The sequence below is a fragment of the Leisingera daeponensis DSM 23529 genome (assembly GCF_000473145.1).
Taxonomy (GTDB): Bacteria; Pseudomonadota; Alphaproteobacteria; order Rhodobacterales; family Rhodobacteraceae; genus Leisingera; species Leisingera daeponensis.
Genome location: NZ_KI421500.1, coordinates 2,888,836 through 2,914,650 on the forward strand (window position 1 = coordinate 2,888,836; position 25,815 = coordinate 2,914,650).

A 25,815-nucleotide genomic window follows, 5' to 3' on the forward strand; every position below is an offset into this window, starting at 1 on the left:
CCGGTCCTGACCGCCGTCAGTCGTGAAAGTCCGGCCGGTCCTTTCTGCCGCGGTTGCTCATCAGCCGGCTCATCGCCAGAATGCCAGCGGCGCTCAGCGCCAGCAGCAAGGCGTGAGCAAAATACCCAAGTCCCGATGCCATGCCGACACCTCCGGCCACCCAGAGGCTGGCTGCGGTCGCCATGCCACCAACCCGCTCATCCCCCTGAATGATCGCCCCGGCGCCAAGAAAGCCGATCGCCCCGACAAGCCCCTGCATAATCCGGGTCGGATCAGCGCCCATTTCAAGGGCCAGAGCATCCATCGACATTTCCATGGTGATCAGCGTGAAACCTGCGGCCCCAAGCGAAACGATCATATAGGTCCGCATGCCCACCTTGCGGTGCCGCAGTTCCCGGTCCAGCCCCAGAAGCGCCCCGGCAGCAGCGGCGCAAATCAGCCGCAAAACGAGATCAAAATAGCTTACATAGGCAATGCTCAGGTCCATGGCGTTCCTGCTCCTCCTCACCGGGCCCTGCCTGCGGCTGCCCTGGAATGACTTTTCAGCAATATGCCCGACTATGGCACAGCCCCGGGAAATGTGCAGGAAAATGGCGAGGGCCGCTATGTCCTGTGACATGCGGCCTGGCACTTCAGCCGCAAAGAAAAACCCCCGCCACACGGACGGGGGTTTCCAATCAGGCCTGCTCTGCGCTCAGGCGCGGACCAGCTTCTCGTAGTCTTCGGCGATCTCCCGGGTCAGGGCGCCGACTTCAAACTTGTAGGGGCCGATCTCGCCCACCGGGGTGACCTCGGCGGCAGTGCCCGTCAGCCAGCACTGCTCAAAGCCTTCCATCTCTTCCGGCATGATGTGGCGCTCATGCACGGTGACGCCCTTGTCCTTGAGCATCTGAATCACGGTCTGCCGGGTCAGGCCATTCAGGAAGCAATCCGGCAGCGGCGTATGCACCTCGCCATCCTTCACGAAGAAGATATTGGCGCCGGTCGCCTCTGCCACATAGCCGCGGTAGTCCATGAACAGCGCATCCGAGCAGCCCTTGGCCTCCGCCTTGTGCTTGGAGATGGTGCAGATCATGTAAAGGCCTGCCGCCTTGGCGTGTACCGGGATGGTCTCGGGGCTGGGCCGCTTCCACTCCGCGATATCGAGCTTGGCGCCTTGCATCTTGGCATCGCCGTAATAGGCGCCCCAGCCCCAGACCGCGATGGCCATCCGCACCGGATTGCGGGCCGAGGCGACCCCCATATCCTCACCCGAGCCGCGCCAGACCAGCGCCCGGACGTAGGCGTCCTGCAGACCGGAGGCCTTGAGGGTCTCTTCCTTGGCCGCCTCGATCTGGTCGACGGTATAGGGCATCGGCATGTCCAGCGCTTCGGCGGAGGCAATCAGGCGCTCGGAATGCTCGCGGCTCTTGAAGATCTTGCCGTTATAGGCGCGTTCGCCCTCGAACACAGAAGACGCGTAATGCATCGCATGGGTCAGGATATGCACCTTCGCATCCCGCCAGTCGACCAGCTCCCCATCCATCCAGATCACACCGTCGCGGTCGTCATAACCAGCCATGCCGCACCCTCCTGAAACTTAGCGGTGATTTTCAATAATTGCGCAACCTGCGGCCAGATAGGACACAATATTGCGTCAAAGCTGGGATTCGATACATCTTCGCTCTTGGAATGTCAACAACACTGACATAAACTGACCGGCAAGACAAACGAGGGGGCACCGAATGCCTGAAGGCCGGACAGGGCAGGGTTACAGCGGCGAAAGCCTGCTGTTTCTGACAGACGAGCAGCTGCGCCAGGGGATCGAGGCGATGTTCTTTGCCTACCGCGGCTTTACCGCCGATCCGGACCGGATCCTGGCGGAACTGTCCTATGGCCGGGCGCATCACCGGGCGATCCACTTCATCAACCGCTCCCCGGGCACCACCGTGAATAACCTGCTCAGCATTCTGGGCGTCACCAAGCAATCGCTGAACCGGGTGCTGCGGACGCTGATCGGCGACGGCCTGGTCGAAAGCAAGGTGGGCGAGCTGGATAAGCGTGAACGCCACCTCTACCTGACGGAACAGGGCGCGGCGCTGGAGGCCACGCTGTCGGACGCCCAGCGCGCCCGGATGCGCGCCGCCTACAAGGACGCAGGCCCTGAGGCGGTGCAGGGTTTCAAGAAGGTGCTGGAGGCGATGATGGACGCCGACATGCGCCGCGCCTATGCCAAGCTGCGCGAAACGGGTGCATGAGCATGCATGACGCCCATCTTCTGATCGTGGACGATGATGAGCGCATCCGCGGCCTGCTGAAAAAATTCCTGATGCGCTCGGGCTTTCTGGTCACCGCGGCACGCGATGCGGCCCATGCCCGGCGGGTGCTGGCGGGGCTGGATTTCGATCTGATCATCATGGATGTGATGATGCCGGGCGAGGACGGCATCTCGCTGACCCAATCCCTGCGCGAAACCATGTCCACCCCGATCCTGCTGCTGACCGCCAGGGGCGAGACCGAAGACCGGATCGCGGGGCTGGAGGCTGGCGCGGACGACTATTTGCCCAAACCCTTCGAGCCCAAGGAGCTTCTGCTGCGGGTGAACGCCATTCTGCGGCGGATGCCCGACACCGTGACGCAGGAGGCCGCGCCAAAGGTGCTGCACCTGGGCGCCATCCGCTATGACATCGAGCGCGGCGAGATGTGGCAGGGCGATGAGCTGATCCGTCTCACCGGCACCGAAAGCCAGCTGATGAAGATCTTCTCCGCCCAGCCCGGCGAACCGGTCTCCCGCACCAAGCTGGTCGAGGATCTGGGCCGCGACCGCGGCCAGGCGCAGGAACGCGCGGTGGACGTGCAGATCACCCGCCTGCGCCGCAAGATCGAGCCGAACCCCAAGCAGCCGCAGTATCTGCAGACAGTGCGCGGGGCGGGTTACATGCTGGCACCGGATTAACGCATTCCCGGCTCCTTCTTCTGGCCCGGAATATTCCGGGGTCCGGGGCAGCGCCCCGGGTTTCCCCTTGCGGCCAAAGCCCGCCGCCCCCTAGGGTCGCGCTAAGCCCGGCCGCAGGAGGAACGCTCTATGACAACCGCCCTGATCACCCACGCGGACTGCCTGAACCACGTGACCCCGGAAGGCCATCCCGAACGGGTTGCCAGGCTGGAGCACATCCTGCACGCGCTGGAGCCACTGGACCTGAGGCGCGTAACAGCCCCGATGGCCGCGGAGGATGACATTCTCCGCATTCACCCTGCGTCTTACCTCTCGGACCTGCGCAAAGCCTCCCCGGCAGAAGGCTGGGCACAGATTGACGGCGACACCTTCCTGTCTCCCGGATCACTGGATGCGGCGTTCCGCGCGGCGGGGGCTGTGGTGCGCGGCGTCGATATGGTGCTGGGCGGCGAGGTGCAGAACGCCTTTGCCGCGGTGCGCCCGCCGGGGCATCACGCGGAAACAGACACGGCGATGGGCTTTTGCCTGTTCGGCAATGCGGCGCTGGCGGCCAAGCACGCGCTTGATCACCATGGCCTCAAACGGGTTGCGGTGGTGGATTTCGACGTCCATCACGGCAACGGCACGCAGGACCTGTTGTGGGACGAGCCGCGCGCGCTGGTCATCACCAGCCAGCAGATGCCGCTCTGGCCCGGCTCCGGCCGCCCGGACGAGGACGGCGCCCATGGCCAGATCCTCAACCTGCCGCTGGCGCCGGGATCCGGCCGGGCAGAGATGCAGGCAGCCTATGAAAGCCAGGCCTTCCCGCGCCTGCGCGCCTTCAAGCCGGAGCTAATCATCATTTCGGCCGGCTTTGACGCGCACCAAGACGACCCGCTGGCCAGCCTCAACTGGGCCACCGCGGATTTCGCCTGGCTCACCGCGGAACTGTGCAAGCTTGCCAGTGAGCTGTGCCAGGGCCGTATCGTCTCGACTTTGGAAGGCGGATATGATCTGAACGCGCTGTCCGCGGCAACCCGCGCGCATGTAGAAGAATTGATGAAGGCACCGGCATGACTGAGACCCCCGTAGACCAGATGAGCTTTGAACAGGCGATGCGTGAGCTGGAAGGCGTGGTGGACCAGCTGGAGCGCGGCGATGTGGCGCTGGATGCGTCTATCGACCTCTATACACGCGGCGCTGCGCTGAAGAAGCGCTGCGAAGACGAGCTGAAGCGCGCCGAGGAAAAGGTCGCCGCCATCACCCTGGACGCCAATGGCACCCCCAAGGGCACCCAGCCGCTGGACGCCGGGTGATCAAATGACTGCAGGAATTCATGCCGAGCCGCTTACATTCGAAGCGGCATTGAAACGCGCCCAAAGCCTGATTTCTAATCGCATTTACAACATAGTGCTCACTGATAGCAGCTTAGGTGCACCTATGTTGCAAGCCCTCTTGGGCGGTAAGATGCTTCGTGGTTTTCTTGTGCTTGAAAGTGCCCGGCTGCACGCGATCGATGAAGATGTAGCCGTTGACGCTGCAGTAGCAATTGAGTGTATCCATGCATATTCTCTGGTGCATGACGACCTCCCTTGCATGGATGATGATGACCTACGCAGAGGTGTGCCAACGATTCACAAGAGATGGGATGAAGCTACGGCCGTTCTAGCCGGCGATGCGCTGCAAGCTTTAGCTTTCGATTTGCTGGCGCATAGGAAGTTCGGCCCAAACGCTCTCGATCTCATTAAACTACTTGCTAGGTCTGCGGGCAGGTCTGGAATGGTGTACGGACAAATGCTCGACATTGATGCTGAGTCTGCCAAAACTCCATTAACTCTTAAAGAGATCACAACTCTGCAAGAGCACAAAACGGGACGCCTGATCGAATGGTCCGCCACTGCCGGCGCCGTGCTGGCGGGCGCGGACCCGGCACCGCTGCGGCAATACGCACGCGCCCTCGGCCTTGCTTTCCAGATCGCCGACGACATCTTGGATGTGGAAGGTGATGCCGCCAAGGTCGGCAAGGCGGTGCGCAAGGACGCGGATGCCGGCAAGGCGACCTTTGTCTCATTGCTGGGTCTGGCAGAGGCAAAAGCCCGCGCACAGTCGCTTTGCGAGGATGCTTGTGCCGCGCTGTCACCCTATGGTGATGACGCCGCAACCTTGAAGGAAGCCGCGCGTTTCGTTATTGCGCGCGACAGCTAACCCGGCGCGCCACGCGCCGGCATTCTGCCCGGCGCAGCCCAAGGAGACACCATGCCCGACCGGCCCAACACCCCGCTTCTGGACCAGATCACGCGCCCCGCGGATCTGAAAGGGCTGACGGATGCGCAGCTGGTGCAGGTCGCGCACGAGCTCAGGCAGGAAACCATTTCCGCGGTCTCCGTCACCGGCGGCCACCTGGGCGCGGGTCTTGGCGTCGTGGAACTGACCACTGCGCTGCACGCGGTGTTCGACACGCCGCGCGACAAGGTGATCTGGGACGTGTCCCACCAGTGCTACCCGCACAAGATCCTGACCGGGCGCCGCGACCGCATCCGCACCCTGCGGATGAAGGACGGGCTCAGCGGATTCACCAAACGCTCCGAGTCGCCCTATGATCCGTTCGGCGCGGCCCACAGCTCCACCTCGATCAGCGCCGCCCTCGGCTTTGCCGTGGCCCGCGACCTTGGCGGCGTGATCCCCGAGGGCAACGGCGACGCCATCGCGGTGATCGGCGATGGCTCGATGTCGGCGGGCATGGCGTTTGAGGCGATGAACAACGCAGGCCACCTGGGCAAGCGGCTGTTCGTGATCCTGAACGACAATGAGATGTCGATTGCCCCGCCGGTGGGCGCGCTGTCCTCCTATCTGTCCCGCCTCTACGCGGGCGAGCCGTTCCAGGAGCTGAAGGCCGCCGCCAAAGGCGCGGTCTCGCTGCTGCCGGAACCGTTCCGTGAAGGCGCCAAGCGCGCCAAGGATATGCTGAAAGGCATGGCGGTCGGCGGCACCCTGTTTGAGGCGCTTGGGTTCTCTTATCTCGGCCCCATCGACGGCCACGATTTGAACCAGCTTCTGCCGGTCCTGCGCACGGTCAAGGCGCGGGCGACCGGCCCGATCCTGATCCATGTGCTCACCAAGAAGGGCAAGGGTTACGGACCCGCTGAGCGCGCCCGCGACAAGGGCCACGCCACCGCCAAGTTCGACATGGTGACCGGCGAGCAGAAGAAAGCGCCCTCCAACGCGCCCTCCTACACCTCGGTCTTCGGAAATGAGCTGGTGAAGCTGGCCGCCAAGGACGACAAGATCTGTGCCGTAACCGCCGCGATGCCGGATGGCACCGGCCTCAGCCTGATGGCCGAACGCTACCCCTCGCGCTGCTTTGACGTGGGTATTGCCGAGCAGCATGGCGTCACCTTTGCCGCGGCGCTGGCCGCCGGCGGGATGAAGCCGTTCTGCGCGATGTATTCCACCTTCCTGCAGCGCGGCTATGACCAGGTCGTGCATGACGTGGCGATCCAGCGCCTGCCGGTGCGCTTTGCCATCGACCGCGCCGGGTTGGTTGGTGCCGACGGTGCCACCCATGCCGGCAGTTTCGACATTGCCTTCATGGCGAACCTGCCCGGCATGGTGGTGATGGCCGCGGCGGATGAGGCAGAGCTGGTCCATATGGTTGCCACAGCCGCCGCTCATAACGATGGCCCCATCGCCTTCCGCTACCCGCGCGGCGAGGGCGAAGGCGTCGAGATGCCCGAGACCCCCGAAGTGCTGGAGATCGGCAAGGGCCGGATGATCCAGAACGGCAAGCGCGTGGCCATCCTGTCCTTCGGCACCCGGCTGGGCGAGGTCAAAAAGGCCGCCGAAGCGCTGGCGGCCAAGGGCATCACGCCCACCATCGCCGACGCCCGCTTTGCCAAGCCGCTGGACCGCGACCTGATCCTGCAACTGGCTGCGGACCACGAAGCACTGATCACCATCGAGGAAGGCGCCGTGGGCGGTTTCGGCTCGCACGTAGCACAGCTTCTGGCGGAGGAAGGCGTTTTCGACAGCGGCCTCAAGTACCGCTCTATGGTGCTGCCCGACACCTTCATCGATCAGGCCAGCCCGGCGGACATGTATGAGGTGGCGGCGATGAACGCGCCGCAGATCGAAGCCAAGGTGCTGGACGTTCTGGGCGTCGCGACGATTGCCGGGAAGCGGGCTTAACTTTCGTGACCTCTAGGCGGAAGCCTGTGCAGGCAGGCGCGTAAGCGCCTGTCCTCTTTACAATAGAAAAACCTTCAGTTTGAAGGGCAGGCAGGCCTAGACCGGGCTGCAAGCGCAGGCGGCCTTTGTCCTTAAACCCCCGGCGGTTCCGCCGGCGGCACAAAGCTTTCCATGTCCTCGGCCTCCAGCACCGCCCGCAGCCCCTCGCGGTAGCTCGGATACAGAAGTTCCACCCCAAGCTCGTCCTTGATGCGCCGGTTACGCACCCGCTTGTTCTCGCCATAGAAGCTGCGTGCCATCGGGGTCATGCCCGCTTCGTCAAACGGCACCTCGGCAGGCATGGGCAAACCCAGCAATTCGGCGGCGTGGCCCAGCACATCCTGCGGCGGGGCCGGATCATCGTCGCAGACGTTGTAGATCGCCCCCGGCCGCGGCTGCGCGATGGAAGCGGCCAGCACCTGGGCGATGTCGTCCACATGAATGCGCGAAAACACCTGCCCCGGCTTGATGATCCGCCGCGCCTTGCCCGCCATCAGCTTGGCAAATGGGCCGCGGCCGGGGCCGTAGATACCGGCCAGGCGGAAGATATGCAGCGGCAGCCCGGGAATGGCCTGCCATTGCGCTTCAGCCAGGGCGCGCCAGTCGCCGCGCTGGCTGGAGGGCGTGACGGGCGTATCCTCGTCCACCCAAGCGCCGTCGTGGTGGCCGTAGACGGCGGTGGTGGACAGATAGCCCACCCATTCCATACCAGAAGCCGCGGCAATCCTGCTGCCGATCGCCGCCAGCACCGGATCGCCCTCCGCATTCGGCCCGATCGAATTCAGGATATGCGTCACACCGTCCAGCGGCACCTCTTGCCCGGGCCAGGTGATCATCTCCACGCCATCGGCCTCCACGGTGTCCCGCGAGGTTCCGATAACCCTCCAGCCGTCCGCCTGCAGGCGCGGCGCAAGCGCCCGGGCGGTATAGCCAAATCCAAGACAAAGCAGTGTTTTTCCCATGGCACTTAGATGCGTTGGCGGCGGCCAGGGTGCAAGGGTTGATTCGAATCTGCCGAGCGACTTTGATAGCCCGATGAAAAAGCAAGCACCGGGATTGTCCGATGCCTATGCGCTGAGCACGCCTGAGGATTCACGGCGGCTCTATGCGGACTGGGCCGGCACATACGACCAGGACTTCGCCGCCGGGCAGGATTACCTGCTGCCTGCACAAACCGCCAAGGCCTTTGCCGCCGCCGGCGGGGAGGGCCCGGTTCTGGACGCCGGCGCAGGAACCGGCCTTTGCGGCCAGGCGCTGCGGGCGCTTGGGATTGAGCCGGTTGACGCCACCGACATCAGTGCCGCCATGCTGGCCGAGGCGCTGCGCAAGGACGCCTACCGTGACGTGATAGAGGCCGACCTGATGGAGGGCATCCCGGTTCCGCGCGGCTCCTACCGCGGTGTAGTGTCCTCCGGGACGTTCACCCATGGCCACCTTGGCCCCGAGGTGCTGCCTGCCCTGTTGCGCGTGGCGATGCCCGGCGCCTGGATTGCCCTGTCGGTGAATGCAAAGTTCTACGAAAAGGCAGGGTTTGCCGGGGCCTTCGACAGGCTGCTGCGCGGGCAATGGATCAACAACCTCACCCTGCCCGAGGTGCCGATCTACGGCCCGGGTGCCACTGGAGCGCACAAGAACGACACCGCGCTGATCGCCGTGTTTCAGAAAGTGCAGACCTTGCCGTTGGCATAGGGTCTTGGGAGGTGCAGACCTGCTCCTTATGAGCTTCTCAGCAGAAAAAACGCCGCGCAGAGCGCGGCGCCAGGCCCAACTGTGCGGGGACATCCCCGGATGTTCCTGAAGCAGGCGGGGGGACCGCGTCAGCGCCCCTTCCAGACCGGATCGCGCTTTTCAGCGAAGGCGCGGGCGCCTTCCAAGTTATCCTCGGAGCCGTAGAGCACATCCACCGTCTCCAGCTGCCGCCGGGTGATCCGGTTCATCGCGTCCAGAAATTTGCTGTCCTCGGCATCACGCACGATCTCCTTGATCGCTGCATAGACCAGCGGTGGCCCGGAGGCGAGCAGCCGAGCCAGTTCCCAGGCGCGGTCCATCAGCTGATCCGCCGCCACGATCTCATTCACCAGGCCCCAGCGGTTGGCCTCTTCGGCATCGAACCAGCGCCCGGTCAGCAGCAGTTCCATGGCGATGTGATAGGGAATGCGTTTGGGGAGTTTCACGCTGGCCGCATCCGCAACCGTGCCGGAGCGGATTTCCGGCAGCGCAAAGGTGGCGTGACCGGCGGCAATGATCATGTCCGCCGACAGCGCCAGCTCCAGCCCGCCGCCGCAGGCGATGCCGTTCACCGCCGCAATCACCGGTTTGTTCATATCGCGCAGCTCCTGCAGCCCGCCAAAGCCGCCGACCCCGTAATCGCCATCCACCGCATCACCGTCAGCCGCTGCCTTCAGGTCCCAGCCGGGGCAAAAGAATTTCTCGCCGCCGCCGGTCAGGATCGCCACCCGCAGCTCCGGATCGTCGCGGAAGTCGCGGAACACCTCGCCCATCACCCGGCTGGTTTTCAGATCAATGGCATTGGCCTTGGGCCGGTCCAGAGTCACCTCCAGAATGGCGCCGTCGCGGCGGGTTTTCACAGGGCTGTTCTCGGGGCTGTCGCTCATCTCATCTCCTCCTGGCATGGGACATGCCGTTCTGTTTCAGGGCCAAAGCCCTAGTATTTTCGCCGCATCAGCGCGTCTGCTGCCACCGCATCCGCCGGGGTGCACAAAAGCGGGTTGATCTCGATCTCCTCCAGCCCCAGCGCGTTTTCCATGACATAGGCTTCGACCGCGCGGATAGCGCGCAGGATCGCCTCGCGGTCTGCCGCCGGGGCGCCGCGGTAGCCATCCAGCAGTTTCGAGATTCGCAGCGACTGGAGCGCCGCTTCGATGTCCGCGTCGGAAGCGGGCAGAAGGAAAGACGCGCTGTCCTCCATCAGTTCGGTCAAAGTGCCGCCCGCCGCCAGCGTCATGACAAAGCCGTGCACCGGGTCCTTGACCACGCCGACCAGCAGCTCGGCCACCGCGCCGGTGACCATTTCCTCAACCAGAAAGCGCGACGCGGGCATGCTGAAGGCGGCATCGCTTACCTCCTGGCCGGAGTTCAGGTTCAGCACCACGGCCCCCGCTTCGGTCTTATGCGCGACGCCTTCGCCCTTCAGGACAACGGGAAACCCTACATCCACCGCCACTGCGCGGGCATTGGTGGCAGAGGCCGCCCGTTTGGAGCGCGGAACGCGCAAACCGTAGCTTGCCAGTTGCCACTTGGCGTCGGCCTCGGGCACCAGATCCGGCTCCACAACCGGCGTCGGCAGCAGCAGAGGCGCAGGCGCTTCCGGCAGCGGCAGGCTGGCGGCCTCACAGGCGGCAATCGCTTCGCTCAGGCCGCAGAGGGGCACCACGCCTGCTTCCATCAGCCGGGCCGCCACGGCCTCCGGCAGCAGTTCCGGCAGAGTGGCGACGAGGCCGACATTTGCCCCTGTCCGCTCGCGCGAACCGATGGCGGCCTGAATAGTGCATTCCCAGTCCGATGCATCGCAGCGGTCCTCGCGCGGGAAGTCCACGATCAGCATGGTCATCGCCAGCTGCGGATCCATCATGGCCGAGAAGGCTTTGGTCATCGCCTCAGTGTCGCGCCAGATATAGGTGTGGTAATCAAGCGGGTTCGCCAGCGCCACCATCGGCCCAAGCGCATCGCGCAGGTCCGCTTTCTGGCGGTCATTCAGGGGCGGAAACACGACGTTGCGCGTGTGGCCTGTGTCTGCCGCCAGGCTGGCTTCCCCGCCCGAGCAGCTGATTGTTGCAAGGCGGTTCGACGGCAGCCGTCCCGTCACGTGCAGCAGCTTCAAGGTCTCCAGGAAAGATGGCAGATCCTCCAGACGCGGGATGCCGAGGCGCGCGAGCAAAGCCCCCGCCCCCGCATCACCGCCCGCAAGCGAGGCGGTATGGGAAACAGTTGCAGCCTGGGCCTCAGCCGATTTGCCAACCTTCAGCGCGACAATCGGCTTACCCAGTTCGCGGGCACGGGCAGCCAGCGCCTCAAACGCGCGCAGATCGCCAAAGCCCTCGATGTGCAGGCCCAGCGCGGTGACGCGGGTGTCCTCCAGCAGTGCCTCGCCAATCGCGGCGATGCCGGATTGCGCCTGGTTGCCCGCAGTCACCACATAGGCCAGCGGCAGCCCGCGTTTCTGCATGGTCAGGTTGATGGCAATGTTGGAGCTTTGGGTGACCAAGGCCACGCCTTTCTCTGCCCGCTGCCCGCCATGCTGGTCCGGCCACAGCAGCGCGCCGTCCAGATAGTTGATGAACCCATAGCAGTTGGGACCAAGGAAGGGCATATCCCCCGCCGCGTCCAGAAGCTGCGCCTGCAGGTCCGCCCCTTCAGCGTCCTCGGCTGCGGCTTCCAGGAAGCCGGACGCAAAACATACCGCCCCGCCGGCGCCGCGGGCCGACAGCGCCCGCACCACCTCGATTGTGGCAAAGCGGTTCACCCCGATGAAGGCCGCATCGGGCGCTTCCGGCAGGCTGTCCGCATCCTTGAACGCAGGCAGGTCTGCGACCACTTCGGCCTTGGGATGGACCGGCCAGATGGCGCCGTCGAACCCCATCTTCCGGCACTGCTCGATCACCAGGCGGCACCATGCGCCGCCGCCGATCACAGCTATGGATTTGGGACGGAAAAGGCGTGAAAGGTCGCGTGTCATTCTGGAACGGATCCGCTGGTTGAGAGTTCGGAAGGCTCCGGCGGGGATATTTTCAGCCAGAAGAAGCACAGGGTGTTACGAACCAGAATCGGCAACGCTGGTTGCGCGGTACAGGCGGGGAGGCCGATGACCGCGCCAGGAGAAGACCCCCGGTTGCGGCGCTGCCCTCCGGGGGCTGGATCTGGTTTCATTCTTCTTCTGGCCCTCGAATATCCTCGCCGAAGGCGAAAAAGCTGCCGGAGTTCAAGGTGCCGGCCGGTCGAGATGGCCCAGATCCCGGTCCGGGTCAATCAGGTCGCGGACGCGGGTCTTCAGCTCTTTCGCATCCTGAAAACCGCCGTCCCGCTTGCGGTCCCAGACCAGTTCCCTGTCAACCTGGATTTCGAAGATCCCGCCGGTGTCACCGGGAACCAGTGTCACCCCGCCCAAGGTGCCTTGGAAGGTTTGCAACAGCTCCTGCGCCATCCAGCCCGCCCGCAGCAGCCAGTTGCAGCCGGTGCAGTAGGTTATGGTAACAACGGGTTTCCCGGACCGGGTCATGGATCAGCCTCCGACGGCGCGCAGCATCTCGCGGCTGATGATGTGCCGCTGGATTTCACTGGTGCCCTCCCAGATACGCTCCACCCGCGCGTCGCGCCAGATGCGTTCCAGCGGCAGCTCGTCCATCAGGCCCATGCCGCCGTGGATCTGGATTGCCTCATCCGCGACAAAGGCCAGCATCTCGGTTGCCTTCAGCTTGGCCATCGACATGTCGGCCTCAGTCACAGTGCCCTGATCGAACTTCCAGCCCGCCTCCCAGGTCAGGAGGTTCGCCGCCTTCAGCTCCAGCGCCATGTCTGCCAGCTTGAAGGAGATGCCCTGGAACTTGCCGATCTGCTGGCCGAACTGCTTGCGCTCGGCGGCGTATTTGATCGAGTGCTGCAGGGCCCGTTCGGCGCGGCCCAGGCAAGTGGCCGCGACCTGCAGGCGGGTGGCGCCCAGCCAGGTGTTTGCCACCTCGAACCCCTTGTCGACCTCGCCCAGAATGGCCGAGGACGGCAGGCGGCAGTCGTCGAATTCCAGCACCGAATTTGTGTAGCCGCGGTGGCTGACGTTGCCGTATCCGTCGCGCACCTCGAAACCGGGCGTGCCCTTGTCAACGAAGAAGGCGGTGATCTTCTTCTTGGGCCCGCGCGGTGTGTCCTCTACCCCGGTGGCCATGAAGCAGATGGCGAAATCAGCGATGTCTGCGTGGCTGATGAAATGCTTGGTGCCGTTCAGAATCCAGTCATCGCCATCCTTGCGCGCAGTCGCCTTCATGCCGCGCAGGTCCGATCCCGCATCCGGCTCGGTCATCGCCAGGCAGTCCCATTTCTCGCCCTTCATGCAGGGGAACAGGTACTTCTCCTTCTGCTCCTGGGTGCCCGCCAGCAAGATATTTGACGGCCGCGCAACACCGGTCCAGTGCAGCGCATAATTGGCACGGCCCAGTTCTTTTTCGTACATCAGCCAGGTCAGGGTATCGAGGCCGGCACCGCCCACATCTTCTGGCATGTTGGCGGCATAAAGCCCCGCTTCCATCGCCTTTTTCTGCACATCGCGGATCACATCCATGTCCAGGTGGCCGGTGCGCTCAATCTCCGCCTCATGCGGATAGAGCTCCTTTTCCACAAAGGCGCGGGTGGTTTCGACGATCATAGACTGTTCTTCGGTCATCCCGAACTGCATGGCGGTCTTCCTTGGCAAATCTGTTACGGGTCAGAGTACGCCGCTTGCACGCACCTATCATGCAGACATAGAAATAATCATGCGAAGTTGGACAAAAGATACCGCTGCGTTGCAGCAAATTGATGTGCTGCTGTTTGACGCCTTTTCAGCTCATTGCCTGGCCAACACGGTGGAGCCGCTGCGGGCGGCCAATACTTTTGCCGGGCGGCAGGTTTATGTCTGGCGGTTCCTGACGCTGGACGGCGGGCCAGCGGTGTCCTCGTCCGGCATGGAGGTGCGGGCGCATGGGCGGCTGGGTGATTGCAGCGGCGACCTGCTGATCGCGATGCCCTCTTATGACTTCCTGCGCCATGCCACCGCGGCCACCGCCCGCGCTCTGACGTCCGCGGCCCGCCGCTACAAGACTCTTGCCGGGTTTGACACCGGCACCTGGCTGCTGGCCGGTGCCGGGCTGCTGGACGGGCGGCGGGCTACAATCCATTGGGACGAACTGGGCCGCTTCACAGAGGCCTTCCCCGATGTTCAGACCGAGCGCGTCCGTCAGGTTTGGGATGGAAACCGCATCACCTGCACCGGCGCGCTTGCCGCGTTTGACACCATGATGGAGCTGATCGGCGAGCAGCATGGCGCCGCCCTGCGGCTGGAGGTCGCCGCCCTGTTCATGGCGCCCGAGGCGACGGAGACACAGGACCCGATCCTGGTGCGCGGCAAATCGGTTGCCCGCGCGGTTGCGGTGATGCAGGCCAACCTGGAAACGCCCCTGCCGATTGCTGCCGTGGCGAGAAAAGCCGGCCGCAGCCAGAAGGATCTGGAAGCGCGGATGAAGGCCGAACTGGGGGCAACGCCGCAGGCCGTCTACCGCCGGCTGCGGCTGATACAGGCCAGAAAGCTTGTGTTAGAGACTGTTTTGAGCGTTTCCGAAATTGCCCTGCGCTGCGGCTATGACGACCCGAGCGCGCTGACCCGGGCCTTCAAGACAGAGTTTGGAACCACCCCGCGCAGCTTGCGCCGCACCGGTTAGGCCTGTTTGGCGGCCATCCACTGGTTCAGCCGCCACAGCCCCCATGCCAGCGGGATCGCGGCCAGACCGCCGATCACATAGGCCAGCGGCTCATCCGCGAAGGATTCGAAGATCTGCGTATAGGCATGGATCGCGGCAAAGGTCAGCGCCGCGTTGAACAGCCCGCGCTGATGCCGCTGCGCCGCCCAGAAGATCACCGCGGCCAGTACCGCGGCCCACAGCACCGAATAGACATTCTCGGAAATGAACAGAGCTCTGTCGCGGAAGGCATCGCGGGCGGCGGAATAGGCATCCCAGTCCTCGTAGCCATCGCTGTACCGGCCCGGCCCCCAGACGGTTTCGCCCACCAGGTCGCCCCACAAGGAGCCGACCAGCGCGCAGAGGTTCGCGACCACAAACCCCAGGATCGCCAGGATGCGCAGGTGCCGGGCGTCGCGCTCTGCCAGCCGGGACGCCCCCCAGACGCACAGCACGATCAGCAGCACCATTTGCAGGATGGTCAGCGTCGATTCGGGCGAATAGAACACATAGGCCGCATGGAAATAGCTGGTCCCGGTCTCCAGCATCTGCGCAAAGGGCGCAATCGCCAGCGCGGTGACAAAGCGCACGTCCACCTGCCAGCCGGCCAGCGCCAGCGCCGCCGCATAGTAAAGCAGCGCCAGATTCCGCAGCGGCGAGCCAATGCCGTATTGCTGCAGCAGCAGCTCGATCCCCGCCAGATGCATCGCCAGCCCCATCAGCAGGATCGCCCCCAGCACAAAGCCCGTGGACCACGCCCCGCGCCGCCAGCGCCAGGTGCAGGTCAGCGCCACCAGCGCGCCGGCGGGCAGCATGACCCAGCCGGCGATGTCCTCGTATTTGTCCACCAGCTCGACCCCGGCGCCGCCCATAAGCATCCCCGCGCCGATCAGGGTGGCGGAATTGCCGAACATCCGCAGCATCTCGCCGCCGCGCGCCAGCACCGCCAGCCCGCCGGCCAGCATCAGAATGCCGGTCACCGCTACCGCCAGCGGGTCCGCCAGCCAGAAGATGAAGCCGGCGGTGGCCGCGATGATCCCGAAACACAGGATCGCATTCACCGCCAGCGACACCATCACTTCGCGCGAGCGCGCCTCGATGGTGCGGGCCTGATCCGGGGTGAGCACCCCTTCCTCGACCAGGGCGGTTGTATCGGCAATGGCGTGCATCACGGTCCCTCGCGGCATCCAAACGGTTCCGTCCAGCATGGACCGGCCATCGCCGCAGCGAAAGGGGAGGAATTCCCGCCGCTTACCCCTTTGGCCGGCTGGGCACCCAGGCGTAGCCGTTATCACACAGGATATAGGCCTCGCGCAGGCCGTGCGGCTTGTCCGCGGGCGCTTGCAGGATGGTGAGCCCCGCTGCCTCCGCCCGCGCCGCGGCAGCGTCCGGATCGGTATCGTACAGGCGGATTTCGATCCCGGCCCCGCGGGGCGGGTTTTCCGGCAGCAGCCCCAGCAGCGGATTGTCTGCGTAAGTGCCGTCGCTGTGCAGCTGAAAGACCTGCCCGCCATAGGTGACGATGGCAAAGTCCTTGCTCACCTGGTGGCCCTTCAGGCCAAAAACAGTCTCTAAAAAGGCAACTTCTGCCGGGACATCCCGTACCAGAAGGTTGATCCCGATCCCGCGCAGGGAGCGGCCGAAACTGTCCGCATCTGTCTGTTCATAAACCATGCCAGGCCCTCCCCAAGAGCAATGAAACCATCCTGCAAGGGAATGTTCTGTTGCAGCAATTCCAAATGCGTCAGCCTTCGGCGCCTTTCCTCCGCCCGCATGAAGCTTTGATGGCAGTGCAAGCAATCCACTTGCCTTCCCGCCTGCAATCGGAACAATTGGATTATGTCAGATAACATTTTCCCAAGCTGGCCCGACACCGCCCCGCAATTGATCGAAGTCGCCGCAGGCCGCGCGCCGGCCGATACGGTGATCCGGAAGGGCATCTGGGTCAATGTCCACACCCGCGAGCAGCTGCCGGACCATGATATTGCGATCAAGGCCGGCCGTATCGCCTATGTCGGACCGGATGCCTCCTATTGCACCGGGCCGGACACGCAGATCATCGAGGCCAACGGCCGTTACATGATCCCAGGCCTGTGCGATGCCCACATGCATATTGAAAGCGGCATGCTGACACCCGCGGAATTTGCCCGCGCGGTGATCCCGCACGGCACCACCTCGATGTTCACCGATCCGCATGAGATTGCCAATGTGCTGGGTCTGGACGGCGTGCGCTACATGCATGACGAAGCGCTGATGCAGCCGGTGAACATTTTCACCCAGATGCCCAGCTGCGCGCCCTCCGCACCGGGGCTGGAGACCACCGGGCATGAAATCTCCCCCGAAGATGTCGCGGAGGCGATGAGCTGGCCCGGCATCATCGGCCTCGGCGAGATGATGAATTTCCCCGGTGTCGCCAATGCCGACCCCAAGATGCTGGCTGAAATCGCCGCCACCCAGCGCGCGGGCAAGACGGTGGGCGGCCATTACGCCTCCCCCGACCTCGGCCCCGATTTCGCAGCTTATGTGGCGGGCGGCCCGGCGGATGATCATGAGGGCACCTGCGAGGCTGACGCCATCGCCCGGGTGCGGCAGGGGATGCGGTCGATGATGCGGCTGGGATCTGCCTGGTACGACGTCGAAAGCCAGATCACCGCGGTGACCGAGAAGGGGCTCGACCCGCGCAACTTCATCCTCTGCACCGACGACTGCCATTCGGGCACGCTGGTCAATGACGGCCACATGAACCGGGTGGTGCGCCATGCAATTGCCTGCGGCTGCGACCCGGTTGTCGCCCTGCAGATGGCCACTATCAACACCGCCACCCATTTCGGGCTGGAGCGCGAGATCGGCTCCATCACCCCCGGGCGGCGCGCCGATGTGATCCTGACCTCAAGCCTCACCGAACTGCCCATAGAAGTGGTGATCGCCCGTGGGCAGATCGTGGCGGAATCAGGCTCTATCAAGGTAGATTGCCCGCATTACGACTGGCCTGCCAGCGCCCGCGGCACCGTCCATCTGGGGCATGAGCTGACGGCACAGGATTTCGAACTCGCCGCCCCCGAAGGCGCCAACCGGGTCACCGCCAATGTGATCGGCGTGGTGGAGAACCAGGCCCCGACCAAGGCGCTGCAGGCGGAGCTGCCGGTTGTGGACGGGCTGGTCGAGGGCACCGATGATGTCTGCCAGATCGCCCTGGTAGAGCGCCACCGCGCCACCGGCGGCGTCACCAATGCCTTCGTTTCCGGCTTCGGCTACAGCGGCAAGATGGCGATGGCCTCGACCGTGGCGCATGACAGCCATCAGATGATCGTGGTCGGCACCGACCGCGCCCAGATGGCGCTGGCCGCCAACCGGCTTGCCGAAGCGGGCGGCGGCATTACCCTTTACAAGGATGGTGAGGAGCTCGCTTTGATTGAGCTGCCGATCGCAGGCCTGATGTCCGACAGCCCCGCAACCGAGGTCGCCGCCAAGGCGCAGAAGATGGTTGAGGCGATGCAGGCCTGCGGCTGCAGCCTGAACAACGCCTATATGCAGCATTCGCTGCTGGCGCTGGTGGTGATCCCGGAACTCCGGATCTCCGACCTGGGCCTTGTCGACGTCCGCACTTTCCAGAAAATTCCGGTGATCGAGCCCGTGCAATGATAACAACAAAACACCCCGGCCATCCGCCGGACGAAAGCTTCAACGACGCGACCGAGGCCGTCGACCGGCTGGAGCTGCTGTACCGGCAGGCCACCGGCTTCATCTGCGAGGAGTTCTCCCGCGCGATGGCCGACGGCGCGCCGGACAACCAGCGCATCCGCGCCTTTTACCCGGAGATCCGCTTTTCCACCCTGACCTTCGCCCAGGTGGACAGCCGCCTCAGCTTCGGCCATGTCTCTGCGCCCGGCACCTATGCCACCACGGTGACGCGGCCGGACCTGTTCCGAAATTACCTGATCCAGCAGATCGGCCTCCTGATCCGCAACCACGGCCAGCCGGTGACCATCGGCGTATCGTCGACCCCGATCCCGGTGCATTTTGCGGTCGCTTCGCGCCCGGATCTGACGGTGCCCCAGGAGGGCGCCGCCGGTTTCACTCTGCGCGACGTCTTTGACGTGCCGGACCTGTCGACCACCAATGACGACATCGTCAACGGCACTTACCAGCCGGTCAACGGCACCGGTCCGCTGTCGCTGTTCACCGCCCAGCGCGTCGACTACTCGCTGGCCCGGCTGACCCATTACACCGCTACCAGCACCGAGCATTTTCAGAACCACGTGCTGTTCACCAACTACCAGTTCTACGTGGCCGAATTCGAAGCCTATGCCCGTGCCCAGCTGGCGGATCCCAATTCTGGCTACACTAGCTTTGTCAGCACCGGCGATCACCAGATCACCGATCCATCGGCAAAGATCCCGGAAATCGCCAAGCTGCCGCAGATGCCCACCTATCACCTGAAGCGGGAAGACGGGAACGGCATCACCCTGGTCAATATCGGCGTCGGCCCGTCCAACGCCAAGACCGCGACCGACCACATTGCGGTGCTGCGCCCGCACGCCTGGCTGATGGTCGGCCATTGCGCGGGCCTGCGGAACACCCAGGCGCTGGGGGACTTCGTTCTCGCCCACGGCTACCTGCGCGAAGACCACGTGCTGGACGACGACCTGCCGATCTGGACCCCGATCCCGGCGCTGGCGGAGATTCAGGTCGCGCTGGAGGAAGCAGTGGCGGAGATCACCGAGTACGAAGGCTTTGATCTCAAGCGGATCATGCGCACCGGCACAGTTGCCACCATCGACAACCGCAACTGGGAGCTGCGCGACCAGTCCGGCCCGGTGCAGCGCCTGTCCCAATCCCGCGCCATCGCGCTGGACATGGAAAGCGCCACCATTGCCGCCAACGGCTACCGCTTCCGGGTGCCCTACGGCACGCTGCTCTGCGTTTCTGACAAACCGCTGCACGGCGAGCTGAAGCTGCCGGGCATGGCGTCGGACTTTTACCGGACCCAGGTTGCACGCCATCTGCAAATCGGCATAAGAGCAATGGAACGTTTGCGCGGCATGCCTTTGGAGCGGCTGCACAGCCGGAAATTGCGTTCGTTCGACGAAACCGCCTTCCTTTAAGGCTGATTTTCGCTGTTTTCCGGCAAAAAATGCCTGTTTTCCCTTATATGGAGCACACAAGAAGTTGTGTTACCATACAACATAACGATAATGTCTCGCGATGAGGCCCCACAGTTCGGGCAGCTTTAAGGAGACGAAGAATGTCCAAACCGATGACCAAAACCCAGCTTGTTGCCGCACTGGCCGAGGAAATGGGCAGTGACAAGAAAACTGCAGGTTCTGCGCTGGAAGCGGTCTGCTCGCTGATCACCCGCGAAGTGTCGGGCGGCGGTGCCGTGACTCTGCCGGGCGTCGGCAAAATCTACTGCCGCGAGCGCCCCGAGCGCGAAGTGCGCAACCCGGCAACTGGTGAGAAATTCACCAAAGAAGCCGACAAGGTGGTCAAGATGACCATCGCCAAAGCGCTGAAAGACAGCGTCAACGGCTGATCCCGGACATCTTCCGGACGGTTTCAGGGCTGCCCCCGCGGGCGGCCCTTTTCTTTGGCTTGGCGGGGCCGCTCCGGCCGACTGTTCGTCCGCCACCGCAGCGTTGCCGCTTGCCAGATTTCCCCGGCAGACGCATCCTTTGGTTGGCGGCCAAGGGAGGGCATCATGGAAAACGTCAATCTGGTGATGATCCTGGCAGCCGCCTTCCTGGGCGCCGCCAGCCCTGGCCCGGCGACGTTGACCATTGCCGGCACCTCCATGCAGCATGGCCGCAAACCCGGTCTGGCGCTGGCCGCCGGGGTTTGCACCGGCTCGCTGATCTGGTCGGTCTCCGCCGCCTTCGGGCTGGGCGCGGTGATGCTGGCGAACGCCTGGATGTTCGAGGCGGTCCGCTACATCGGCGCCGGATACCTGATGTATCTTGCCATCCGCTCCGCCCGGTCGGCCCTGCGCCCCGGTGCGCCGGCGCTGCGCGCCGCCGCAGCACCAACGCTGCGGAGCGCCTATGGCAAAGGTCTGGCGCTGCATCTGACCAATCCCAAGGCAGTGCTGTTCTTCGGCGCGCTCTACGCTATCGGACTGCCGCCCGGCACCCCTGTGCCGGCGCTGCTGCTGGTGATGGCCGCCATCGCGGTGCAAAGCGCCCTGATCTTCCACGGCTACGCGCTGCTGTTCTCCAGCCAGGCGGCCGACCGCGCCTACATCCGCCTGCGCCGGGGGTTTGAGGCTGCCTTTGCCGCTGCCTTCGGCGCCGCCAGCTGGCAGATCCTGGCCGCCCGGTTCAGCTGATCCCGGTACCGCCCGGCTTGATCTCTGCCCGCAAATTCCGGAAGGTCCGCCGCGGGAGAAAGGAATTCACGATGGATGCGCGCGCTATTGCCATGGGACTGGCCTTTGCCCTGATGTGGTCCTCTGCCTTCACCTCCGCCCGGATCATCGTGCAGGACGCCTCGCCGCTGTTCTCGCTGGCGGTGCGGTTCCTGATCTCCGGGCTGATCGGCGTCGCCATCGCCCGTGCCCTGGGGCAGACTTGGCGGCTGACGCCGGGCCAGTGGCGGGCAACGGTGATCTTCGGCATCTGCCAGAACGCGCTGTACCTCGGCCTGAACTTTGTCGCCATGCAATGGATTGAGGCCTCTCTGGCCGCCATCATCGCCTCCACCATGCCGCTTCTGGTGGCGCTGGCGGGCTGGGCGCTGTTCGGCGAGCGGCTGCGGCCATTGGGCTATGCCGGCCTCGCCGCCGGCATCCTGGGTGTTGCGCTGATCATGAGCACGCGGCTCAGCGCCGGTGTCGACCTGCTGGGCGTCGGCCTGTGCGTGATCGGCGTGCTGGCACTGACCGCCGCAACCCTCGCCCTGCGCGGTGCCACCTCCGGCGGCAATTTCATGATGGTGGTCGGTCTGCAGATGCTGATCGGCTCGGCCGTCCTGTTCGTGGCCGCGCCGCTGACTGAGGACATTTTTGTCACCCCCAGCTGGCGCCTGGCCGCTGCCTTCACCTACACCACCATTGTGCCGGGCCTGACAGCCACCTTCATCTGGGTGCTGCTGCTGAACCGCATCGGCGCGGTGCGCGCCGCCACCTTCCACTTCCTGAACCCGGTGTTCGGCGTTGCCGTGGCCAGCGTCCTGCTGGGCGAGAAACTGGGGCCGCTTGACCTGCTGGGTGTCGCCATCGTCACCGGCGGTATCCTGGCCGTCCAGCTCGCCAGACAGGCGGACCGGCCCAAGGCGGAGCTCTCCCGCGCGGCAAAGCCGGGCTGACTCCCGCCCCTGCCCCTTGGGCCCGGCGCCGCCGGGGCGGCGCGGCCCGTTGCGCCTCTGCGCGCTTACCGCTTAATCTGATCTGAAGACCCCAACCGGAGGACGCGGCATGAGCGCGCAACTGACACAGGTGCTGGAGGCGATCGACGCCGCCAACGCCCAGGACCCCACCCTGGAAGACGGCCAGCCCGCCGCGCTGCTTTACGGCCAGCGGATGAGCCAGGAGCAGCAACGCCTGTTCCCGGGCGCCTCCGAAGTGCTTCAGATCGCCGCCCGCGGCCAGCATGTGGAACGCTGGAAGCTCGCCCGCGCGGCCTTCCCCGAAGGCCGGGCCGGCTACCTCGCCTGGCGCAAGGCCGAGGCCCAGCATCACGCCGATGTGGTCGCCTCCCTGATGCAGGGCGCGGGCTATGGCGCCGAGGACAGGGACACGGCTGCCAGGATGCTGCGCAAGGAGGGGATCAAGCGCGACGCCCAGGTGCAGGCGCTGGAGGACATCATCTGCTTTGTCTTCCTCAAGTGGTATTTCGCCCCTTTCGCCGCCAAGCATCCAGCGGACAAGGTGCAGCGCATCGTGGAGAAGACCGCGCGCAAGATGTCGGCAGACGCCCGCGCCCGGGTGCTGCGGGAGTTCGACCTGCCGGGAGACCTGGCCAGTGCGTTCGCTGCCTGACCCCGCATCTGTCCCCGCGCCCGGCCTCCGCAGCACACGGCTTTGCGAGCCGCCTGTAACAGGGCTTTGCTTTTGCGCATCCAGACCCCATGTTCTGCACCAAACGCGAACAGGCGGGAGGACACCATGACCAAATACTTCAAGAACCCGGACGCCATTGCCGCCCTCTCCGAGGAAGAGTTTTACGTGACCCAGAACGCGGGCACCGAACGCCCCGGCACCGGCAAGCTGCTTTATAACAAGGAGCCGGGGATCTATGTGGACATCGTCTCGGGCGAGCCGCTGTTTGCCTCCTCCGACAAGTATGAGTCGGGGTGCGGCTGGCCCAGCTTCACGAAGCCGATCGAATCCGCCCACATCCAGGAGCTGGAGGACCGCAGCCTCGGCATGATCCGCACCGAGGTCCGCTCCACCCATGGCGACAGCCACCTGGGCCATGTCTTCCCCGACGGGCCGATGGACCGCGGCGGCCTGCGCTACTGCATCAACTCCGCCTCCCTGCGCTTCGTGCATCTGGACGACATGGAGACTGAGGGCTATGGCGCCTACATCAACCAAGTGGAGACCGTGAAATGAGCACCACCGAGCGCGCCGTCCTGGCAGGCGGCTGTTTCTGGGGCATGCAGGAACTGATCCGCAATCGCCCGGGCGTCATCAGCACCCGCGTCGGCTATACCGGCGGCGATGTCCCCAACGCCACCTACAAGAACCACGGCACCCACGCCGAAGGGATCGAGATCGTCTTCGACCCCGCCGTCACCTCGTACCGGGAGCTGCTGGAGTTCTTCTTCCAGATCCACGACCCGACCACCCTGAACCGCCAGGGCAATGACATCGGCATGAGCTACCGCTCCGCGATCTACTACCTGGACGACACCCAGAAAGCGGTCGCCGAGGACACCATCGCCGACGTCGATGCCTCTGGTATCTGGCCCGGCAAGGTGGTGACTGAAGTCGAACCCGCGGGTGATTTCTGGGAGGCGGAGCCGGAGCATCAGGATTACCTGCAGCGGCTGCCCACCGGCTACACCTGTCATTTCCCGCGCCCCGACTGGGTGCTCCCCAAACGCGGCGCTGCTGCTGAATAGTCTCTAACAGGCTGCTTTCGGCCCCGCCGCACTCCGGCGGGGCTTTTTATATGCCAGATCCGCAGCAAGCACCCCTGCTTCTTCCGGCCCAAAATATCCCGCCGGAGACAGCGGGTTCTCCCGAAAACCCGCTTCACGGTTCATGTCGCCTCGGCGTGCGCCACCCGCGGCCTGCCGCTGGCCTCCACCGTCAGCGTGCCTTCGACGAACACCTCCCGCGATTCCACCTGCGCCAAGCGGATATCCCGCTCCACATGCACGTGGATATCCTCGGCACCGGCCTCCTCTGCCGCGCCGCGCGCCTCCTCTGCCAAGGCCGCCTCCAGTGCTGCCAGTGCGTCTTCTGAGGCTTGGTAATCCACCGGGCCGCTCTCCAAATGCACCCGGTACTTGCCTTCAGCAGGCGATGTCACGGTGCCGCTGCGCCGCATGGTGACCCGGCCCACCACCGCGCCAATCGCGTTGGCCACCCCGGCATGCTTCGGCAGGATCATGTTGCAATGCAGCCGCTCCCCCACCGCCGGATAATAGCTGGGGGCAGAAGCGCCCAGCCCCACCACATCCACATTCAACGCGGCATCCAGCGCCAGCAGGCCACGGTGCCGGGCGAGGCCTTTTTGCAGCAGCACATGCCGGGCCAAATCCTTCTCCGGCAGGCCAAAACTCTCGGCTTCTTCGGCAAAAGCAGACTCTAACAAGGTCAAAGCGGTTTGCTCCGTCAACTGATCAATGATCATCTGCGCCAGTGTTTCCGCATTTTTTGCCACCATGTCGCCACTGCCCACCCGGCGGCGGGCAAAGAGGGTCAGCGCCTTCACCGCAGCCTCCCTGTCCCAGGCCGCCACCCGTCCCAGCACGTGACTGGCGTCCGAGGGCGTCACCCCGGACACCTGCACCAGCCCGCGGTCCACCAGACGGCCCAGCGAGCCATGCTCCATCCGGGTGCGCAGAATCTGGCCCAACGGGTGCACCTGCATTCCGATCCGCGCCAGCAGCCCGGCCTCCCGCTCGCTCAGGCCCGCCACCGGCACTCCCGGCACTGCCCGCACGAACCGCCCGTCAAACTCGCCCGCGGTGGCATTGCGCAGCTGCTCATCCAGGGCGGCGTGCACAACGTCAGGCGCATCCGTGGCGATCAGCGACACCGGCACCACCCGGCGCGGACCCAGCGTCAGTCCGCCCGCCAGCCCGCTGGTGTTCAGATGCACCTGGCTGTCGCCGCCCAGGCCGGTGGTGCGCATCGCCACCGCCTCCACCATGGTGCGGAATTCACCCACCCGCGCTCCTGCCGGATCAATCGCCGGCTTGCCGTCCCTGATCAGCGCCACATCCGTTGTGGTGCCGCCAATGTCGCTGACCAGCGCGTGATCCGCCCCGGTCATCCAGCGCGCGCCCACGATCGAGGCCGCCGGCCCCGATAGAATCGTCTCGATGGGCCGCTCCCGCGCCTGCTCGCCGCTCATCAGCGCGCCGTCGCCGCGCACCACCATCATCGGCGCCCCGATGCCCAGATCGCGCAGCGTGTCCTGTGCCCGCCCGATCAGCCGGTCAATCATCCCGATCAGCCGCGCGTTCAGCACCGCCGTCACCGCCCGTTTCGGCCCGTTCAGCTTGGCCGACAGCTGGTGCGAACAGGTGACTGGCGCGCTGGTCATCTCATGAATGATCCGCGCGGCCTCAATCTCATGCGCCGGGTTGCGGGTGGCGAAGACCCCCGCCACGGCAAAGCCGGTCACCCCCTGGCCTTCGGTGCGCAGGAACATCTCCAGCGCCCCGACATCCAGCGGCGCCGCCTCGCTGCCGGCGTGAGTGTGGCCGCCGCCGATCACCAGCGCCGGATCGCCCTTCAGCGCTTCCCGCAGCCCGTGCCGGTCCAGGTCGGCCTCGGCAAAGCCGATATAGATCAGCGCCACCCGACCGCCCTGCCCCTCGACCAGCGCATTGGTGGCAAGCGTGGTCGACAGCGCCGCCAGCGACACCTCCTGCGGCTGCACGCCGGACTGTTCCAGCACCGCACGGATCGCGCCGCCGACGCCAATTGCCAAATCCTGGCGCGTGGTCAGCGACTTGGCAGAGGCGATCACCTCCTTCTCATCGCGGATCAGCACCGCGTCGGTATAGGTTCCGCCCGTGTCCACACCCAAGAGCAGCGTCATGCCCGTTCCTCTCAAACTC

26 protein-coding genes are annotated in these 25,815 nt (G+C 64.9%); 16 read left to right on the top strand and 10 right to left on the bottom strand.

Translation table 11 applies throughout. The features are described 5' to 3' along the window. Positions 1–16: 16 nt before the first annotated feature. Together DAEP_RS0114685 and DAEP_RS0114690 are read right to left on the bottom strand one after the other, a co-directional pair. Positions 17–487, bottom strand: coding sequence for an MgtC/SapB family protein (locus tag DAEP_RS0114685; RefSeq protein ID WP_027245164.1), 471 nt, complete (start codon positions 485–487; stop codon positions 17–19). A gap of 207 nt (positions 488–694) precedes the next feature. After that, the gene (locus DAEP_RS0114690; protein WP_008555961.1) at positions 695–1,561 is read right to left on the bottom strand and encodes a branched-chain amino acid aminotransferase; all 867 of its coding nucleotides are present in this window, start codon (positions 1,559–1,561) and stop codon (positions 695–697) included. A gap of 163 nt (positions 1,562–1,724) precedes the next feature. On the opposite strand from DAEP_RS0114690, the gene DAEP_RS0114695 reads away from it, so the two are divergent. From DAEP_RS0114695 to dxs, 6 genes are all read left to right on the top strand, one after another. Further along, a complete protein-coding gene (locus tag DAEP_RS0114695; protein ID WP_008554519.1) occupies positions 1,725–2,237 on the top strand; it encodes a MarR family winged helix-turn-helix transcriptional regulator in 513 nt (170 codons plus the stop codon). Beyond that, positions 2,234–2,935 carry a response regulator gene (locus DAEP_RS0114700; RefSeq protein ID WP_008554432.1) on the top strand — a complete coding sequence of 234 codons (702 nt, stop codon included), beginning with the start codon at positions 2,234–2,236 and terminating at the stop codon, positions 2,933–2,935. The genes DAEP_RS0114695 and DAEP_RS0114700 overlap by 4 nt, the downstream gene beginning before the upstream one ends. A 129-nt stretch (positions 2,936–3,064) precedes the next feature. Further along, positions 3,065–3,991, top strand: a complete 927-nt coding sequence (locus tag DAEP_RS0114705) for a histone deacetylase family protein (RefSeq protein ID WP_027245165.1) — start codon at positions 3,065–3,067, stop codon at positions 3,989–3,991. Then, positions 3,988–4,230: an exodeoxyribonuclease VII small subunit gene (locus DAEP_RS0114710; RefSeq protein ID WP_008554789.1), complete on the top strand. Its 243-nt coding sequence runs from the start codon at positions 3,988–3,990 to the stop codon at positions 4,228–4,230. The genes DAEP_RS0114705 and DAEP_RS0114710 overlap by 4 nt, the downstream gene beginning before the upstream one ends. A gap of 4 nt (positions 4,231–4,234) precedes the next feature. Continuing rightward, a complete protein-coding gene (locus DAEP_RS0114715; RefSeq protein WP_027245166.1) occupies positions 4,235–5,119 on the top strand; it encodes a polyprenyl synthetase family protein in 885 nt (294 codons plus the stop codon). A 51-nt stretch (positions 5,120–5,170) separates the two neighbouring features. After that, positions 5,171–7,099, top strand: a complete 1,929-nt coding sequence (dxs, locus tag DAEP_RS0114720) for a 1-deoxy-D-xylulose-5-phosphate synthase (RefSeq protein ID WP_027245167.1) — start codon at positions 5,171–5,173, stop codon at positions 7,097–7,099. A 131-nt stretch (positions 7,100–7,230) separates the two neighbouring features. Here the strand turns inward: dxs and DAEP_RS0114725 are convergent, their stop codons facing one another. Beyond that, positions 7,231–8,100 (bottom strand): SDR family oxidoreductase, encoded by an 870-nt coding sequence (locus DAEP_RS0114725; protein ID WP_027245168.1) that lies wholly within the window; start codon positions 8,098–8,100, stop codon positions 7,231–7,233. 73 nt (positions 8,101–8,173) lie between these two features. Here DAEP_RS0114725 and DAEP_RS0114730 point away from each other — a divergent pair, with 73 nt between their 5' ends. Continuing rightward, on the top strand, positions 8,174–8,827 hold the full coding sequence (locus DAEP_RS0114730; RefSeq protein ID WP_027245169.1) for a class I SAM-dependent DNA methyltransferase: 654 nt from the start codon (positions 8,174–8,176) through the stop codon (positions 8,825–8,827). 128 nt (positions 8,828–8,955) lie between these two features. Here the strand turns inward: DAEP_RS0114730 and DAEP_RS0114735 are convergent, their stop codons facing one another. From DAEP_RS0114735 to DAEP_RS0114750, 4 genes are all read right to left on the bottom strand, one after another. Further along, positions 8,956–9,753 (bottom strand): carnitinyl-CoA dehydratase, encoded by a 798-nt coding sequence (locus DAEP_RS0114735; RefSeq protein ID WP_027245170.1) that lies wholly within the window; start codon positions 9,751–9,753, stop codon positions 8,956–8,958. A 50-nt stretch (positions 9,754–9,803) separates the two neighbouring features. Then, on the bottom strand, positions 9,804–11,834 hold the full coding sequence (locus DAEP_RS0114740) for an acetate--CoA ligase family protein (RefSeq protein ID WP_027245171.1): 2,031 nt from the start codon (positions 11,832–11,834) through the stop codon (positions 9,804–9,806). 243 nt (positions 11,835–12,077) lie between these two features. Then, positions 12,078–12,374, bottom strand: coding sequence for an Rdx family protein (locus DAEP_RS0114745; protein WP_027245172.1), 297 nt, complete (start codon positions 12,372–12,374; stop codon positions 12,078–12,080). A gap of 3 nt (positions 12,375–12,377) precedes the next feature. Continuing rightward, the gene (locus DAEP_RS0114750) at positions 12,378–13,541 is read right to left on the bottom strand and encodes an acyl-CoA dehydrogenase family protein (RefSeq protein ID WP_027245173.1); all 1,164 of its coding nucleotides are present in this window, start codon (positions 13,539–13,541) and stop codon (positions 12,378–12,380) included. Between the two features lie 79 nt (positions 13,542–13,620). On the opposite strand from DAEP_RS0114750, the gene DAEP_RS0114755 reads away from it, so the two are divergent. After that, positions 13,621–14,562 (top strand): GlxA family transcriptional regulator, encoded by a 942-nt coding sequence (locus tag DAEP_RS0114755; protein WP_027245174.1) that lies wholly within the window; start codon positions 13,621–13,623, stop codon positions 14,560–14,562. On the opposite strand, the gene DAEP_RS0114760 is transcribed toward DAEP_RS0114755, so the two are convergent. Both DAEP_RS0114760 and DAEP_RS0114765 read right to left on the bottom strand, forming a co-directional pair. Next, positions 14,559–15,749: a hypothetical protein gene (locus tag DAEP_RS0114760; RefSeq protein ID WP_027245175.1), complete on the bottom strand. Its 1,191-nt coding sequence runs from the start codon at positions 15,747–15,749 to the stop codon at positions 14,559–14,561. The genes DAEP_RS0114755 and DAEP_RS0114760 overlap by 4 nt on opposite strands. A gap of 82 nt (positions 15,750–15,831) precedes the next feature. Beyond that, the gene (locus DAEP_RS0114765) at positions 15,832–16,254 is read right to left on the bottom strand and encodes a VOC family protein (protein ID WP_027245176.1); all 423 of its coding nucleotides are present in this window, start codon (positions 16,252–16,254) and stop codon (positions 15,832–15,834) included. A 165-nt stretch (positions 16,255–16,419) separates the two neighbouring features. Here DAEP_RS0114765 and ade point away from each other — a divergent pair, with 165 nt between their 5' ends. From ade to msrA, 8 genes are all read left to right on the top strand, one after another. Continuing rightward, a complete protein-coding gene (gene ade, locus DAEP_RS0114770) occupies positions 16,420–18,222 on the top strand; it encodes an adenine deaminase (RefSeq protein WP_027245177.1) in 1,803 nt (600 codons plus the stop codon). Further along, a complete protein-coding gene (locus DAEP_RS0114775; protein ID WP_008553415.1) occupies positions 18,219–19,685 on the top strand; it encodes an AMP nucleosidase in 1,467 nt (488 codons plus the stop codon). Before ade ends, DAEP_RS0114775 begins: the two co-directional genes overlap by 4 nt. A gap of 140 nt (positions 19,686–19,825) precedes the next feature. Beyond that, entirely contained in the window at positions 19,826–20,113 is a 288-nt protein-coding gene (locus tag DAEP_RS0114780) for an HU family DNA-binding protein (protein ID WP_008553440.1), read from the top strand. 165 nt (positions 20,114–20,278) lie between these two features. After that, positions 20,279–20,902, top strand: a complete 624-nt coding sequence (locus DAEP_RS0114785; RefSeq protein ID WP_036760717.1) for a LysE family translocator — start codon at positions 20,279–20,281, stop codon at positions 20,900–20,902. Between the two features lie 71 nt (positions 20,903–20,973). Next, the gene (locus DAEP_RS0114790) at positions 20,974–21,879 is read left to right on the top strand and encodes a DMT family transporter (RefSeq protein ID WP_008557707.1); all 906 of its coding nucleotides are present in this window, start codon (positions 20,974–20,976) and stop codon (positions 21,877–21,879) included. Between the two features lie 109 nt (positions 21,880–21,988). Then, positions 21,989–22,552, top strand: a complete 564-nt coding sequence (locus DAEP_RS0114795) for a DUF4202 domain-containing protein (protein WP_027245179.1) — start codon at positions 21,989–21,991, stop codon at positions 22,550–22,552. A gap of 126 nt (positions 22,553–22,678) precedes the next feature. Then, positions 22,679–23,128: a peptide-methionine (R)-S-oxide reductase MsrB gene (gene msrB, locus DAEP_RS0114800; RefSeq protein ID WP_027245180.1), complete on the top strand. Its 450-nt coding sequence runs from the start codon at positions 22,679–22,681 to the stop codon at positions 23,126–23,128. Then, complete coding sequence (gene msrA, locus DAEP_RS0114805; protein WP_008557765.1) at positions 23,125–23,640, top strand: peptide-methionine (S)-S-oxide reductase MsrA; 516 nt, start codon at positions 23,125–23,127, stop codon at positions 23,638–23,640. The genes msrB and msrA overlap by 4 nt, the downstream gene beginning before the upstream one ends. Before the next feature lie 140 nt (positions 23,641–23,780). Here msrA and DAEP_RS0114810 read toward each other — a convergent pair whose 3' ends face one another. Then, positions 23,781–25,796: a hydantoinase/oxoprolinase N-terminal domain-containing protein gene (locus DAEP_RS0114810; RefSeq protein ID WP_027245181.1), complete on the bottom strand. Its 2,016-nt coding sequence runs from the start codon at positions 25,794–25,796 to the stop codon at positions 23,781–23,783. Positions 25,797–25,815 lie beyond the last annotated feature (19 nt).

Coding starts and splice junctions, on each gene's coding strand:
- ade (WP_027245177.1), top strand. CDS start 16,420: ATGTCAGATAACATTTTCCCAAGCTGGCCCGACACCGCCCCGCAATTG.
- DAEP_RS0114780 (WP_008553440.1), top strand. CDS start 19,826: ATGTCCAAACCGATGACCAAAACCCAGCTTGTTGCCGCACTGGCCGAG.
- DAEP_RS0114785 (WP_036760717.1), top strand. CDS start 20,279: ATGGAAAACGTCAATCTGGTGATGATCCTGGCAGCCGCCTTCCTGGGC.
- msrA (WP_008557765.1), top strand. CDS start 23,125: ATGAGCACCACCGAGCGCGCCGTCCTGGCAGGCGGCTGTTTCTGGGGC.
- DAEP_RS0114700 (WP_008554432.1), top strand. CDS start 2,234: ATGAGCATGCATGACGCCCATCTTCTGATCGTGGACGATGATGAGCGC.
- DAEP_RS0114745 (WP_027245172.1), bottom strand. CDS start 12,374: ATGACCCGGTCCGGGAAACCCGTTGTTACCATAACCTACTGCACCGGC.
- DAEP_RS0114690 (WP_008555961.1), bottom strand. CDS start 1,561: ATGGCTGGTTATGACGACCGCGACGGTGTGATCTGGATGGATGGGGAG.
- DAEP_RS0114730 (WP_027245169.1), top strand. CDS start 8,174: ATGAAAAAGCAAGCACCGGGATTGTCCGATGCCTATGCGCTGAGCACG.
- dxs (WP_027245167.1), top strand. CDS start 5,171: ATGCCCGACCGGCCCAACACCCCGCTTCTGGACCAGATCACGCGCCCC.
- DAEP_RS0114705 (WP_027245165.1), top strand. CDS start 3,065: ATGACAACCGCCCTGATCACCCACGCGGACTGCCTGAACCACGTGACC.
- DAEP_RS0114710 (WP_008554789.1), top strand. CDS start 3,988: ATGACTGAGACCCCCGTAGACCAGATGAGCTTTGAACAGGCGATGCGT.
- DAEP_RS0114790 (WP_008557707.1), top strand. CDS start 20,974: ATGGATGCGCGCGCTATTGCCATGGGACTGGCCTTTGCCCTGATGTGG.
- DAEP_RS0114810 (WP_027245181.1), bottom strand. CDS start 25,796: ATGACGCTGCTCTTGGGTGTGGACACGGGCGGAACCTATACCGACGCG.
- DAEP_RS0114725 (WP_027245168.1), bottom strand. CDS start 8,100: ATGGGAAAAACACTGCTTTGTCTTGGATTTGGCTATACCGCCCGGGCG.
- DAEP_RS0114755 (WP_027245174.1), top strand. CDS start 13,621: ATGCGAAGTTGGACAAAAGATACCGCTGCGTTGCAGCAAATTGATGTG.
- DAEP_RS0114775 (WP_008553415.1), top strand. CDS start 18,219: ATGATAACAACAAAACACCCCGGCCATCCGCCGGACGAAAGCTTCAAC.
- DAEP_RS0114765 (WP_027245176.1), bottom strand. CDS start 16,254: ATGGTTTATGAACAGACAGATGCGGACAGTTTCGGCCGCTCCCTGCGC.
- DAEP_RS0114685 (WP_027245164.1), bottom strand. CDS start 487: ATGGACCTGAGCATTGCCTATGTAAGCTATTTTGATCTCGTTTTGCGG.
- DAEP_RS0114750 (WP_027245173.1), bottom strand. CDS start 13,541: ATGCAGTTCGGGATGACCGAAGAACAGTCTATGATCGTCGAAACCACC.
- DAEP_RS0114715 (WP_027245166.1), top strand. CDS start 4,235: ATGACTGCAGGAATTCATGCCGAGCCGCTTACATTCGAAGCGGCATTG.
- DAEP_RS0114760 (WP_027245175.1), bottom strand. CDS start 15,749: ATGCACGCCATTGCCGATACAACCGCCCTGGTCGAGGAAGGGGTGCTC.
- DAEP_RS0114695 (WP_008554519.1), top strand. CDS start 1,725: ATGCCTGAAGGCCGGACAGGGCAGGGTTACAGCGGCGAAAGCCTGCTG.
- DAEP_RS0114735 (WP_027245170.1), bottom strand. CDS start 9,753: ATGAGCGACAGCCCCGAGAACAGCCCTGTGAAAACCCGCCGCGACGGC.
- DAEP_RS0114795 (WP_027245179.1), top strand. CDS start 21,989: ATGAGCGCGCAACTGACACAGGTGCTGGAGGCGATCGACGCCGCCAAC.
- DAEP_RS0114740 (WP_027245171.1), bottom strand. CDS start 11,834: ATGACACGCGACCTTTCACGCCTTTTCCGTCCCAAATCCATAGCTGTG.
- msrB (WP_027245180.1), top strand. CDS start 22,679: ATGACCAAATACTTCAAGAACCCGGACGCCATTGCCGCCCTCTCCGAG.